This is a genomic window from Streptomyces sp. NPDC051173, from assembly GCF_040689515.1.
Lineage (GTDB): Bacteria > Actinomycetota > Actinomycetes > Streptomycetales > Streptomycetaceae > Streptomyces.
The window spans coordinates 36524-49208 of record NZ_JBFBBD010000002.1 but is presented as its reverse complement, the minus strand read 5'-3'; the positions used below and the strand labels follow the sequence as shown (position 1 = coordinate 49208).

14 protein-coding genes and 1 tRNA gene are annotated in these 12685 nt (G+C 71.0%); 8 read left to right on the top strand and 7 right to left on the bottom strand.

What is annotated here, in order from left to right; translation table 11 throughout:
* Nucleotides 1-59 precede the first annotated feature (59 nt).
* Both AB0435_RS01710 and AB0435_RS01705 read right to left on the bottom strand, forming a co-directional pair.
* On the bottom strand, nt 60-998 hold the full coding sequence (locus tag AB0435_RS01710; RefSeq protein WP_366005972.1) for a M56 family metallopeptidase: 939 nt from the start codon (nt 996-998) through the stop codon (nt 60-62).
* Between the two features lie 91 nt (nt 999-1089).
* Complete coding sequence (locus AB0435_RS01705; protein WP_366005973.1) at nt 1090-1677, bottom strand: DUF5134 domain-containing protein; 588 nt, start codon at nt 1675-1677, stop codon at nt 1090-1092.
* A 246-nt stretch (nt 1678-1923) separates the two neighbouring features.
* On the opposite strand from AB0435_RS01705, the gene AB0435_RS01700 reads away from it, so the two are divergent.
* Nucleotides 1924-1997, top strand: a tRNA-Trp gene (locus AB0435_RS01700).
* A 29-nt stretch (nt 1998-2026) separates the two neighbouring features.
* On the opposite strand, the gene AB0435_RS01695 is transcribed toward AB0435_RS01700, so the two are convergent.
* Entirely contained in the window at nt 2027-2419 is a 393-nt protein-coding gene (locus AB0435_RS01695) for a VOC family protein (protein WP_366005974.1), read from the bottom strand.
* A gap of 91 nt (nt 2420-2510) precedes the next feature.
* Here AB0435_RS01695 and AB0435_RS01690 point away from each other — a divergent pair, with 91 nt between their 5' ends.
* The gene (locus AB0435_RS01690) at nt 2511-3059 is read left to right on the top strand and encodes a GNAT family N-acetyltransferase (protein WP_366005975.1); all 549 of its coding nucleotides are present in this window, start codon (nt 2511-2513) and stop codon (nt 3057-3059) included.
* An 89-nt stretch (nt 3060-3148) separates the two neighbouring features.
* On the opposite strand, the gene AB0435_RS01685 is transcribed toward AB0435_RS01690, so the two are convergent.
* From AB0435_RS01685 to AB0435_RS01675, 3 genes are read right to left on the bottom strand one after another with little or no spacing between them, the layout of a single operon-like run.
* Nucleotides 3149-3913 (bottom strand): amino acid ABC transporter ATP-binding protein, encoded by a 765-nt coding sequence (locus AB0435_RS01685; protein ID WP_366425930.1) that lies wholly within the window; start codon nt 3911-3913, stop codon nt 3149-3151.
* Nucleotides 3910-4812, bottom strand: coding sequence for an amino acid ABC transporter permease (locus AB0435_RS01680; protein WP_366006010.1), 903 nt, complete (start codon nt 4810-4812; stop codon nt 3910-3912). The genes AB0435_RS01685 and AB0435_RS01680 overlap by 4 nt, the downstream gene beginning before the upstream one ends.
* Nucleotides 4813-4850: 38 nt before the next feature.
* Nucleotides 4851-5822 carry an ABC transporter substrate-binding protein gene (locus AB0435_RS01675; RefSeq protein ID WP_366425929.1) on the bottom strand — a complete coding sequence of 324 codons (972 nt, stop codon included), beginning with the start codon at nt 5820-5822 and terminating at the stop codon, nt 4851-4853.
* Between the two features lie 339 nt (nt 5823-6161).
* Here AB0435_RS01675 and AB0435_RS01670 point away from each other — a divergent pair, with 339 nt between their 5' ends.
* The 3 genes from AB0435_RS01670 to AB0435_RS01660 are packed head-to-tail and all read left to right on the top strand — an operon-like array spanning nt 6162 to nt 9417.
* The gene (locus tag AB0435_RS01670) at nt 6162-7559 is read left to right on the top strand and encodes a DUF6421 family protein (RefSeq protein WP_366425928.1); all 1398 of its coding nucleotides are present in this window, start codon (nt 6162-6164) and stop codon (nt 7557-7559) included.
* Nucleotides 7560-7585: 26 nt separating this feature from the next.
* Nucleotides 7586-8347 carry an SDR family oxidoreductase gene (locus AB0435_RS01665; RefSeq protein WP_366005979.1) on the top strand — a complete coding sequence of 254 codons (762 nt, stop codon included), beginning with the start codon at nt 7586-7588 and terminating at the stop codon, nt 8345-8347.
* Nucleotides 8326-9417: a low specificity L-threonine aldolase gene (locus tag AB0435_RS01660; protein ID WP_366005980.1), complete on the top strand. Its 1092-nt coding sequence runs from the start codon at nt 8326-8328 to the stop codon at nt 9415-9417. Before AB0435_RS01665 ends, AB0435_RS01660 begins: the two co-directional genes overlap by 22 nt.
* Before the next feature lie 127 nt (nt 9418-9544).
* Here AB0435_RS01660 and AB0435_RS01655 read toward each other — a convergent pair whose 3' ends face one another.
* Nucleotides 9545-10273 carry a lysophospholipid acyltransferase family protein gene (locus AB0435_RS01655; RefSeq protein ID WP_366005981.1) on the bottom strand — a complete coding sequence of 243 codons (729 nt, stop codon included), beginning with the start codon at nt 10271-10273 and terminating at the stop codon, nt 9545-9547.
* 373 nt (nt 10274-10646) lie between these two features.
* Between AB0435_RS01655 and AB0435_RS01650 the strand changes: the two genes are divergently transcribed.
* The 3 genes from AB0435_RS01650 (at nt 10647) to AB0435_RS01640 (ending at nt 12639) form a co-directional block, all read left to right on the top strand.
* Nucleotides 10647-10952 carry a thioredoxin family protein gene (locus AB0435_RS01650; RefSeq protein ID WP_366006011.1) on the top strand — a complete coding sequence of 102 codons (306 nt, stop codon included), beginning with the start codon at nt 10647-10649 and terminating at the stop codon, nt 10950-10952.
* Nucleotides 10953-11157: 205 nt separating this feature from the next.
* Nucleotides 11158-11664: a flavin reductase family protein gene (locus AB0435_RS01645; RefSeq protein ID WP_366005982.1), complete on the top strand. Its 507-nt coding sequence runs from the start codon at nt 11158-11160 to the stop codon at nt 11662-11664.
* Between the two features lie 189 nt (nt 11665-11853).
* Nucleotides 11854-12639 (top strand): electron transfer flavoprotein subunit beta/FixA family protein, encoded by a 786-nt coding sequence (locus tag AB0435_RS01640; RefSeq protein ID WP_087924966.1) that lies wholly within the window; start codon nt 11854-11856, stop codon nt 12637-12639.
* Nucleotides 12640-12685 lie beyond the last annotated feature (46 nt).

Genomic DNA, 12685 nt, shown 5'->3' with positions numbered 1-12685 from the left:
TCCTTGCGGAAGTCCTGGCCGTGATGCCACCCGTGCCACCGGGGAACACCGCTCCGGGGTCAGCCCAGTGCGCTCAGCCCGGGGATGAAGGCCACCAGCAAGGGCACCGCCGGAACCAGGGCCCCGACAGCCGTCAACCGGAGCCGCCGTGCCGTCGTCAGGCGCGGCCCAGGGGACAGCAGCCGGTCCACCCGGCCCGGCACCTGGGACAGCTGGGCCGGGCAGGGACCGAAAACACCGCGGTCCTCGTTGAGCTCGACCAGCGCCAGCGCGGTCGTCATGCGGCCGAACCGCCGCGAGGCGGCGTCGTCCGCCGCCAGCTCGACGAGACGGTGCACCTGGTCGCGGAACGCCGCGAACACCGGCACCTGCGGGAATCCGGTCGCCAGCGCCGACGAGGAGTGCAGCAGCCAGTCGTGCCGTGCCCGCGCGTGCCCCTGCTCATGGGCCAGCACCGCGTCCAGCTGTGAGTCCGAGAGCCGGCGCAGCGCGCCCGTCGTGACGACCAGCTGCGGAACCGTCCCGCCGCGCAGCCACCACGCGTCCGGGCGCTCGCCCTCCAGGACCACCAGCCGGTCCGCGTCCGGTGCCTCGCCCGGCAACTGCGGTGCGCGGACGAGCAGATCGGTGCGGCGCTGCCTGCGGCAGGCCCGGGCCAGGCCGACCTCGCGGGTCAGCATCGCCGCGGTCCACACCGCTCCGAAGCCCAGCGCCACGGCCAGCGGGGCGGCCCACGGGCGGTACGAGGTGAGGGCGTACGCCTCCACGACGCCGTGCGGGGCGGCCGCGAACACATGGCCGCGCACCGCTTCCCAGGCCGCAGCGGCGCTGAGCGCCATGGCGAGAGCGCAGCACAGCAGCACGGCCGCCACCGCGCACTGCCACACCCACAGGGCCACGACGGGTTCACGGTCGGGCCAGTCGGAGCGGGTCAGCAAGCGCGGCGTCAACGCCGCGACCAGTCCACCGAGGACCAGCAGCACGAGCGGGACCATCATGGCCGCAGCCTATGAGCGCGACGCCGCGCCCGGGTACGGTCCCGGGCGTGAAGTGACGCATGCCACGGTCTCGCAGAGGGACCGCGCGAGCTCAGAGGGTGAGCAGCATCGCCAGCATGCCGATGCCCATGGACAGCCGGCACGCGTTGGTGAGATCGGGGCGGCCCGGCCACGACGCCTCGCCGGAGGTGACGGCGGCCACGGGGACGAGGGCGGCCACCGTCCGTACGACGTACACCGCGAAATACACCAGCAGCAGACCCGTCAACAGAGGTGTCCCCGCGGGGACGTGCCCTTCGGTATGCGCGGTTCCGGTGTGCCCGGCGTGACCGCTCATGGGGGCACCCGCCATCGCCAGCGCCATATAGACCATGGCGAACGCTCCGACAGCGTGGTGGAGATGATGCAGGTGCTGCCCTTCCGTACGGTCACGCGCCACCAGCAGGGAGCGCAGGCCCGCCGCGCCGAACACGGTCGCGAACACCGGGGCGCCCCACGGATGGGTGTTCAGGCCGGCGGTCGGTACGGCCATCACCGCCATGCCCAGGCCCATCAGGGCGTCACCACCCGTGGACCGGGCTTCTGTCGCGTTCCTCGCTCCTGCCCTCACGAGGCAATACGCACCGGTCGCGGCGCACAGCGCCACCAGCAGCCAGCCGACGAGCGGCGGTCCGTGCACTGTGCACCTCCCCGGTCGGGCAGACCTACCCCCGGAGGATTCCCGCTCCAGTCGCATCACATGGGAGCGCACAGGCGCACGATGGGAGCACTACGCGGCATCCAGCACGCCCGCGCACGCGCGGTGACACGGGGGCGCACCGGGGTAGCGGACGGGTGCACGGGAGGAGCGCGCCGACCGGTCGAAGCCGGCAGCAAAAAAGATCTTGCCTTGGGCGCCACCTTCGGGAGAGAGTGAGGGCACCGAAGGGGTGTAGCTCAGCTGGCCAGAGCAGCGGACTCCAAACCCGCTGGTCGCAGGTTCGAATCCTGTCACCCCTGCTGTGCGGCCGCGCACCGCCCGGGCGTCCTCAGATGCCTGGGCGGTAGCGGATCGGGTGTTCCTCCGGCACCTCCACCACCGCGATCCGTACCCCGTCCGGGTCCGTGATCCACATCTCGATCAGCCCCCAGGGCTTGGTCTCCGGCGGCTCCAGCACCTCGACGCCCTCGCGGAGGAATTCCGCGTGGGCCGCCGCGGCGTCCGCGACCTGGAACCACAGCTCCAGGCCGGGGTCCGGCGGTGCGTCGGCACGGCCCGAGAGCTCCAGGAATCCGCCGCCCAGGAAATAGACCGTGCCGCGCTCCGGGCCGGTACCGAACTCCCGGTAGACCGCGAGCCCCAGCGCCCGCCCGTAGAAGTCCCGGGAACGCTCCGGATCGGTGGGCCGCAGAAGCACGCGGCTGCTCAGTACATGCACCATGACGCGACTGTACGCAGAGTCGATCGGGTTAGTGTTCGTATGCAGCCAAGATGTGCAGTCGAAGCCGTACGGAGAGGATCACACGGAGACCATGGAGACAGCCAGCAGCCGCACCGCAGAGCCGGTCTTCCGGGCAGCGACCGTCGCCGACGTGCCCGAGCTCGTGGCACTCGTCGAGTCGGCCTACCGCGGTGACGACAGCCGCGCCGGGTGGACGACCGAGGCGGACCTGCTGGACGGCCAGCGGACCGACCCGGCGGGCGTCGAGGCCGTGGTGACGGACGAGAACAGCCGTCTGCTGGTAGTGGAGTGCGGGGGCGAGACCGTCGCCTGCTGTCAGCTGGAACACCGCGGGACGCACGCCTACTTCGGGATGTTCGCGGTCCGCCCGGCGATGCAGGGCGCCGGGCTCGGCAAGGTGATCATCGCCGAGGCCGAGCGGTTCGTTCGCGCCGAGTGGGGTGCCGACGAGATGCACATGACCGTCATCCGGCAGCGTGACGAGCTGATCGCCTGGTACGAGCGCCGCGGCTACCGCCGTACCGGCCGGATGTCCCCCTTCCCGTACGGCGACGAGCGCTTCGGCATTCCCCAGCGCGACGACCTCGAGTTCGAGCTGCTCGTCAAGGAACTGCCGTAACGCGGCAGGATTCCGAGGGCGCAAGAGGGCGTAGGGGCGGGGTGTAAGGGGCGCTGGCCCTGGTCAGCGCCCCTTACACCCGCACGCTGCTACAGCCGGCCCGCCTCGACCAGCCGGTGCAGGAAGCGCCGTGTGCGCTCCTGGCGCGGCTCGCCGAAGACCTCCGCGGGTGTGCCGCGCTCCAGCACCACACCGCCGTCGAGGAAGCACACCTGGTCGGCGACGTCCCGGGCGAACCCCATCTCGTGGGTGGCGAGCATCATGGTCATGCCCTCGTCCTTGAGGTCGCGCACGACGCCCAGCACCTCACCGACCAGTTCCGGGTCGAGGGCGGCGGTGATCTCGTCGAGCAGCAGCAGTCGGGGCCGCCCCGCCAGGGCCCGTACGATCGCCACCCGCTGCTGCTGGCCTCCGCTGAGCCGGTCCGGGTACTCACCGGCCTTGCCGCCCAGGCCGAGCCGCTCCAGGAGCTCCCGCGCCCGCTCCTCCGCCTCGGCCCGCGGCACGCCGTGCACCCGGCGCGGGGCGAGCGTGATGTTGTCGAGCACGGTCATGTGAGGGAAGAGGTTGTACGCCTGGAAGACCACGCCGATGCGGCGGCGCACCGTGTCAGGGTCCACGCGTGGGTCGGTGATCTCCTCGCCGTCCAGGAAGATCGCGCCGTCGTCGATCTCCTCCAGGAGGTTCGTGCAGCGCAGCAGGGTCGACTTGCCCGAACCGGAGGCCCCGATGAGGGCGGTCACGGTGTGCGGGGCGACCTCCAGGTCGACGTCGCGCAGGACGACGGAGCGGCCGAAGGTCTTGCGCACGGCCTCCAGCCGCAGCACGGGGGCCGACGGTTCCGCGGTGCTCATACGATTCCTCCCTGGGCCCGGCGGCGGTCCATCCGTGCGGTGATCCAGTCGGTGAACCGTGTCATCGGGATGGTGAGGGCCACGAAGATGAGCCCGGCGACCACGTAGGGCGTGTAGTTGAAGCTCTTGGCGGCGATGATCTGCGCCGCGTAGACGGCGTCGACGGCGCCCGCGATCGAGACGAGACCGGTGTCCTTCTGGAGCGAGACCAGGTCGTTCAGAAGGGGTGGGACGACACGGCGTACGGCCTGCGGCAGCACGACGTGGCGCAGCGTCTGCCGGCCGGAGAGGCCCAGCGAGCGGGCGGCGGCGCGCTGGCTGGGATGCACGGACTCGATGCCCGCGCGGAACACCTCGGCGACGTAGGCCGAGTACGTGAGCACCAGCGCCGTGCCGCCCAGCAGCACCGGGTCCGTCGTCACGCCTTGCAGCCGCAGCGCCGGAACTCCGAAGACGACCATCAGGAGACAGATGACGAGCGGCAGGCCGCGGAAGAAGTCGGTGTAGGCGGTGGCGAGGGCCCGCAGGGGGAAGAAGACCGGGCCGCGCAGCGTGCGGGCGATCGCTATCAGCAGGCCGAGTACGAGGACGGCGGCCCCGCACACGACCAGCAGCCGGAGGTTGAGCAGCAGCCCGTCCAGCACCTTGGGCAGTGCCTCGCGGGCGTAGTGCGCGTCGAAGAAGGTCTCCCGGGTGCGTGACCAGCCGGGGGAGTTGACGACGGCGAGGAACAGCACGGTGCCGGTGACCAGTGTGCTGACGGCTGCCACGCTGATGGCCCGGCGCGCACGCGCCCGTTTGAACCGTTCGCGTTCCAGGCGTCGTGCGGAAGGAATATATGCGTCCTGGGCTGCGGCCTCCTGGGTGGCGGCCTCCTGGGGTACGGCACTCTCCGGCAGAGCGCCGTGGGGCGTGGCGGCCCCCGCGCCCTCGGCCGTCACTTGAGCACCGGTGCGTCGACGGCCTCGGAGAGCCAGGTCTTCTCCAGGCGGGCGAGTGTGCCGTCCTTGCGCAGGGAGTCGACGGCGCCACTGACGCAGCCGGTGAGCCCGCTGCCCTTGTCGAGGACGAGCCCGAACTGCTCGGCCCTGCCGCCGGAGGCTGCGAACTGGCCGACGATCTTCGCCTCCTGGACCTCGGCGGAAGTGATGTAGAAGGCCGTGGGCAGGTCGACGACGATCGCGTCCACCTGGCCGTTCTTGAGCGCGGTCTTGGCGTAGTCGTTCTTCTGGAAGACGGCGGGCTGCTGTGCGGGCCGGATGACGCTGTTGACGACGTCGAGGCTCGTGGTGCCCACCTGCGCGCCCAGTTTCACGTGCTTGAGGGCGTCCACCGTGGTGGCCTTGGCGGCAGGTGAGTCCTTGAGCGCGATGACGGCCTGCCGGACGTCGTAGTAGCCCGAGGAGAAGTCGACGGCCCGGCGGCGCTCGTCGCTCACGGAGACCTGGTTGAGGTCGAAGTCGAACTTCTTCTTCCCGGGCACCACAGCGGAGTTGAAGGGCACCGTCTGCCAGATCACGTCGGATCTGGCGTAGCCGAGCCGGTCGGCGACGGCGTACGCGACGGCCGACTCGAAGCCCTTGCCGTTGGCCGGGTCGTCGTCCTGGAACCACGGGGCGTAGGCCGGCTTGTCGGTGCCCACGGTGAGCTTGCCCGCGGTCCCGGTCGCCAGGTGCCCCTTGGCGCACGCGGCTGCGGGCGGTGCGGCGGACGACTTCGCGGAGCCGGTGTCGTCCTGCGGGGCACAGCCGACGGCCGCGCCCAGCAGCACGGCGAGGGCCGCACCGAGGCGCGGCAGGCGCCCGGACCGGCGGGGAGCGGTGCGGCGCGAGGGCCGGACGGGGAGGGCGGCGTAGAGGGAAGCGGAACGGGAAGTCGTGCGGCGTGTGGGCCGGTTGGCGACTGACATGGCGGGAGCGTGGCAGCGCCCGACGGGATGTGTCCAGGTCAGGCCATGGACCGTCCGAATAGCGGAAGACTGTTGCCGGTTCATGAATTCTCGGCGGCTCCGGAGGGTAGTCATGATGAGGCGCCTGTCAATGGCCGGAACTGAGCCAGGACAGCAGCGGGCCGCACGCGCCGGACGCGATGACGTGAGGCACCTGAGGCCACCCGAGTGCATGCCGACAGGAAAATCGGCGGTGCGACCAGGGGGTCGGCAGGATAATTTATGGCCGTCCCTCTTGAGATGAAGAACCGCACACAGATACGGTGTCTTAACGCGAAGTTCTCCCGAGGAAGGGCAGTCATGACGGAAATCCTTGCGTCGATGGCGATAGCGACCGGCGAAACAGCGGCGGACCGTGTGATCGATCACCCGTCCTGGGCCACGCTCAAGGACGCCGTGGAAACGATCCGGCCGTGGCAGTCCCCGGACGGATCCATCGACCTCGAAGCGGAGGGCGCACCCCCGGGCGACACGGTACGCACCGAGATCGGCCGGGTCGCCGCGGCCGTCGAGGAGCTCTCGCCGCTCCTGCCGCACGACACCGCGTACCACCGGGCGCTCGTCACGGACCTGCGCCGCTGGGCGGACGGCGGATTCGCCGTGCCCGACTTCCTGGACTCGCTGCTGGCCTTCCAGCCCGCCGCGCAGCGCGCCGACGGCCTCCAGCACCTCGTCGTCTTCCCGATGTACACGCAGAACGGCAACCCCGACCGCAATCTCGAAGCGGTCGTCCTGCGCGTCGTGTGGCCGGAGTGGCTCGCCGAGCTGGAGCGCACCCGCTACGACAACCCCCTCTTCGTCGGCATCACCTTCGAGGACTTCACCGCCGGCTACGACACCAACTCCGCGGTCCTCTTCCCGGAGACCATCGCCGTCCGCGAGGCCCCGGAGCGCTTCACCTGGGGCGGCATCTTCTGCGACCGTGAGGCGGCCCGCTTCCGCCGGGTCACCGAGGCGGCCGTCGGCACCCTCGGCCTGGAGCTGCCCGCCGACATCCAGGCGATGATCGGCGACCAGCACCGCTGCCAGCAGGCGTTCGTCCTGTGGGACATGGTCCACGACCGCACCCACAGCCACGGCGACCTGCCGTTCGACCCCTTCATGATCAAGCAGCGGCAGCCGTTCTGGATGTACGGTCTGGAGGAGCTGCGCTGCGATCTCACGGCCTTCAAGGAGGCCGTGAAGCTGGAGGCCGACGGCTACTCCCAGGGCCGTGACGTGCAGTACGCCGTCCTCTTCGACCGGATGTTCCGCTTCCCGGTCACCGGTGAGCGCGTGCGCAACTACGACGGCCTCGGAGGGCAGCTGCTGTTCGCCTACCTCCACAAGCACGACGTCGTACGCTGGACGGACAACACACTGCACATCGACTGGGACCGCGCCCCGCAGGTCACCAACCAGCTGTGCGGCGAGATCGAGAAGCTCTACCGCGACGGGATCGACCGCCCCAAGCTCGTGCACTGGTTCGCCGCCTACGAGCTGGTCTCGTCCTACCTCGCGCCGCACCCCGGCTCCGTGTGGGCCAAGGGCCCCGACGCCCTCGACCTGACCCAGCCCCCGCGCAAGCTCGTGGACGACGTGCTTCCGGACGAGTTCCCGCTCAGCATGTTCTACGAGGCCCTTGCCAAGAAGCTGCGCAGCGTGATCGCCTCGACCAAGGGGATCACCGCGGCGAGCGAGGGGCAGGCGGCCGCGTGAGCAAGCGTGAGACGGAGGCGACGATCATGAGCACAACGACGAACGGCGACGGTCGGCTGGACGGCGCGGTCGTGGCGGTGGCGGGCGCGGCCGGACCGGCCGGGCGCGCGACGCTGCTGCGCCTGGCCGAGGCCGGGGCGACGGTCGTCGCCTCCGACGCGGACGCCGCCCGCCTCGCCGAGGCCGTCGACGCCGCCCGCTACGCCCACGGGGGCGCCACGGTCACCGGCGACATCGTGGACCTGCTCGACCTGGAGGCGACCCGGAGCTGGGTCGACCGCACCGAGAAGGAATTCGGCCGGATCGACGGCCTGGTGCACCTGGTGGGCGGCTGGCGCGGCTCGGCGACGTTCGCCGAGACCGACCTCGCGGACTGGGAGCTGCTGGAGAAGCTGCTCATCCGTACCGTGCAGCACACCTCGCTCGCCTTCGAGGCCCCGCTCCAGCGCAGCGGCAACGGCCGCTATCTGCTCGTCAGCGCCGCCGGCGCCTCCAAGCCCACCGCGGGCAACGCCGCGTACTCCGCCTCCAAGGCCGCCGCCGAGGCGTGGACGCTCGCGCTCGCCGACGCCTTCCGCAAGGCGGGGGGCGAGAGCGACCCCCAGGCGGCCGCTGCGATCCTGGTGGTCAAGGCCCTGGTGCACGACGCCATGCGCGCCGAGCGCCCGAACGCGAAATTCGCGGGTTTCACGGACGTCAAGGACCTGGCCGAGGCCATCGTCGGCGTCTGGGGGAAGCCCGCCCAAGAAGTGAACGGAACCCGTCTGTGGCTGACTCCGCAACCGTGACCGCGACGACCGACGCCATACGGCGGCACGACCCCGCCTCGCGCGGCTTCGCCAGCGACAACTACGCGGGCGCGCACCCCGAGATCCTCGCGGCCCTCGCCCTCGCCAACGGCGGCCACCAGATCGCCTACGGCGAGGACGTCTACACCGCGCACCTCCAGGAGGTGATGCGCGGTCACTTCGGCCCGACGGCCGAGGCGTTCCCGGTCTTCAACGGCACCGGTGCCAATGTGGTCGCCCTCCAGGCGGCCACGGAGCGCTGGGGCGCGGTGATCTGTGCCGCCTCGGCGCACATCCACGTGGACGAGGGCGGGGCGCCCGAGCGCGTCGGCGGGCTCAAGCTGCTGACCGTGCCGACCGAGCACGGCAAGCTCACCCCCGAGCTCATCGACCGGGAGGCGTACGGCTGGGACGACGAGCACCGGGCGCAGCCGCAGATCGTCTCGATCGCCCAGACCACCGAACTCGGCACCTGCTATACGCCGGAGGAGATCCGGGAGATCTGCGACCACGCCCACGAGCGGGGCATGAAGGTCCACCTCGACGGTGCCCGCATCGCCAACGCCGCGGCCACCCTCGGCGTTCCGCTGCGGGCCTTCACGACCGACGCCGGTGTGGACCTGCTGTCCTTCGGCGGCACGAAGAACGGCATGCTGTTCGGCGAGTGCGTCGTCGTGCTGAACCCGGACGCGGTGCGGGCCATGAAGCACCTGCGCAAGCTGTCCATGCAGCTGGCCTCCAAGATGCGTTTCGTGTCCGCCCAGTTCGAGGCGCTGCTCGCCGGGGACCTGTGGCTGCGCAGCGCCTCGCACGCCAACGCCATGGCCGCGCGCCTGGCGGAGGGCGTACGGGCCGTCGAGGGCGTGGAGGTCCTGCACCCGGTGCAGTCCAACGCCGTCTTCGCGCGGCTGCCGCACGACGTGAGCGAGCGTCTCCAGAAGAGCTACCGCTTCTACTTCTGGGACGAGGCGGCCGGCGACGTCCGCTGGATGTGCTCCTTCGACACCACCGAAGCCGACGTGGACGCCTTCGTGGCGGCCCTCGCGGCGGAGATGGGCAAGCAGAAGTGAACACCCGCGCATGAAAATGCGTCCGGCCGCAATGTCAATGACATTGCGGCCGGGTGTGTCATCACGGTCCACGATCATGGACAGCGTCCCGGCGGGCGCCTGGTGTCAGGCGCCCGCCGGGAGCGTGTCAGCGGCGGTCCAGGGTCGCGGCCTCCGCGGGGGTCGGCGCCGTGCCGCCGAGGTGGGCGGGGACCCACCAGGTGTCGTCCGGACCCTTGGGGCGGACGGGATAGGCCCGCTGAGCCGCCTCCAGCAGCTCCTGGACGCGGCCCCGCACCCGCTCCGTGATGGTGTCGGCGTGCTCGGCCGGATCGGCGGCCATCGGCTCGCCCACCCGCATGGTGATCGGGATGTGGTTGCGGCCCAGATCCCGCTTGTGGCCCTTGGTCCACAGCCGCTGGGTGCCCCACAGCGCCATCGGCAGCAGCGGCACGCCCGCCTCCTGGGCGAGCCGGGCCGCGCCCGACTTGAAGTTCTTCAGCGTGAACGACTGGGAGATCGTCGCCTCCGGGAAGACACCGATGATCTCGCCCGAGCGCAGCGCGGACAGCGCGTGCTTGTAGGCGTCCATGCCGGCCGCGCGGTCCACGGGGATGTGCTTCATCGCGCGCATCAGCGGCCCCGACACCTTGTGCCGGAAGACGGACTCCTTGGCCATGAAGCGCACCAGCCGCTTGGCGGGCCGGGCGGCCGTACCGCAGAAGATGAAGTCGAGATAGCCGATGTGGTTGCTCACCAGCACCGCCCCGCCGCGCTGCGGCACGTGCTCGGTGCCCTGGATGTCGAAGCGCAGATCGAGCGCCTTGAACATGGAGCGCGCGAAACCGATCACCGGGGGGTAGACGAGTTCTGCCATATCGGGGAAATCCTTCTGGGCCTGGGGAGGGTTCTCCCGGCTGAAGTTACGCGGCCGTAGGTTCTCGGCCCCCGGCCGATCGTGCCTGATCGCCCGGCCCGTGGACCAGCGAGGACGCCCCGGGGGCCAGGAGATTCTCGTCACGTCGGCCTGCGGCGCGGGACATCGTCCGGTACTGCCGAAGGTACACCGCGTACCCCGGACAGAACCGGGCAGACCCCCGCGAGCGCCGAACGGGGGCGTGTTCGAGGGCGCGAGGGGAAATTTCTGCGGCTCCGGCGGCGCTGCAACCGTCGGAACACCACGGGGCCGCTGCGGTCCCGCGGACGCGGGCGACTGTGGAGGGGCGAGCGTGCCGGTGCGGGACGAAGTGATGCGGCTGAGTGCCGCCGAGCTCGGTGCGGGGCTGGGGGAGCGGGCCACCCTCGTCCAGTTCTCCAGCGCCTTCTGCCAGCCGTGCCGGGCGACCAGACGGACCCTGGCGGAGGTCGCCGCCATGGTCGACGGCGTCGCGCACGTCGAGATCGACGCCGAGGCGAGGCTGGAGCTCGTCCGGGCCCTGGGCGTCAGCGCGACTCCCACCGTGCTCGTCCTCGACGCGTCCGGCCGCATCGCGCGCCGGGCGGCCGGGCAGCCCCGCAAGATCGATGTCATCGCGGCGCTCGGCGCCCTGGTGTGATGCACCGTGATCCATCTCCCATATCCCCGGCCTCACTTGACGGTGTACACGCATGATCGTCAATGTGACGTGATGTGGCCTGGACTGCTTCTCCACGGACGCGCGTACGTCGATCTGCTGCGGACGGCCGGCGCGTGCTGTCCGGAGCGATGAGCACCCGAGACCGTACAGCTCCCGGTTGGACCTCCACCAGAAGGACAGATCGATGACGGCCACGCCCGGACTCGGCACGCCCCGCCTCGCCAACCCCGAACTGCTGCGCTCCGTGTTCCGCCGGCACGCCTCGGGCGTCGCCGTGGTCACCGCGCACGGCACCCACCCGGTCGGCTTCACCGCCACCTCGCTCACCTCCGTCGCCGCCGAACCCCCGCTCGTCTCCTTCGGCGTCGGCACCGGTTCCTCCAGCTGGCCCGTGCTGGCCGAGGCCGAGCACGTCGGTGTCCACATACTCGGCGAGCACCAGCAGGAGCTGGCCGGCACCTTCGCGCGCAGCGGCGCCGACCGCTTCGCGCCGCCCACCAGCTGGCGGACGGGCCCCGAGGGCGTGCCGCTGCTCGACGGCGTCCTGGCCTGGCTGGTGTGCCGGGTGGTCGCCCGGGTGCCCGCCGGTGACCACCGCCTGGTGCTTGCGGAAGTCGTCGCCGGCGACCCGGAGGGCGCGGGCCGCCCGCTGCTCTACCACCAGGGGCGCTTCAACGGTCTGCGGGACTGATACGTCCCTGGTCCGGCGCGTTGGCCAGATCACAGTTGACGTGCCTTGCATTCGTGGAACGCGCTGGGTGTACTGACGAGTAACATTCCGTTCGGGGCGTTGCCCGGTCCGACCGGAATACGCCCCACAAGGCGCCTATGCTGCCTGCACAAGGCAGCTACGAAGAGACGATGCAGTAGGAGAGCCGGCGTGAGCTTGAGGATCGTTGTCTGTGTGAAGTACGTGCCCGACGCCACCGGCGACCGGCACTTCGCCGAAGACCTGACCGTCGACCGTGACGACGTGGACGGCCTGCTCTCGGAGCTCGACGAGTACGCGGTCGAGCAGGCGCTGCAGATCGCCGACGAGGCGGACGACGCCGAGATCACCGTGCTGACCGTGGGCCCCGAGGACGCCAAGGACGCCCTGCGCAAGGCGCTGTCCATGGGTGCCCACAAGGCCGTCCACGTCGAGGACGACGACCTGCACGGCACCGACGCGCTCGGCACGTCGCTGGTGCTGGCCAAGGCCGTCGAGCACGTCGGTTACGACCTGGTCATCTCCGGCATGGCGTCCACCGACGGCGGCATGGGCGTGGTCCCGGCCATGCTCGCCGAGCGCCTGGGCGTGCCGCAGGTGACCCTGCTGTCCGAGGTCGCCGTGGCCGACGGCAAGGTGACCGGCCGCCGTGACGGTGACGCCGCGAGCGAGCAGCTGGAGGCGTCCCTCCCGGCCGTCGTGTCCGTCACCGACCAGTCCGGCGAGGCCCGTTACCCGTCCTTCAAGGGCATCATGGCCGCCAAGAAGAAGCCGGTGGAGTCCCTGGACCTGTCCGACCTCGGCCTCGAGGCCGAGGAGGTCGGTCTCGAAGGCGCCTGGACCAAGGTCGACGAGGCCAACGAGCGCCCGGCCCGCACGGCCGGCACCGTGGTCAAGGACGAGGGCGAGGGCGGCAAGCAGCTCGCCGAGTTCCTCGCGGGCCAGAAGTTCATCTAGCGGCGGATCCGGGCCCCGCGGCGCGTCCGCGAAGGCTTCCGGTCCC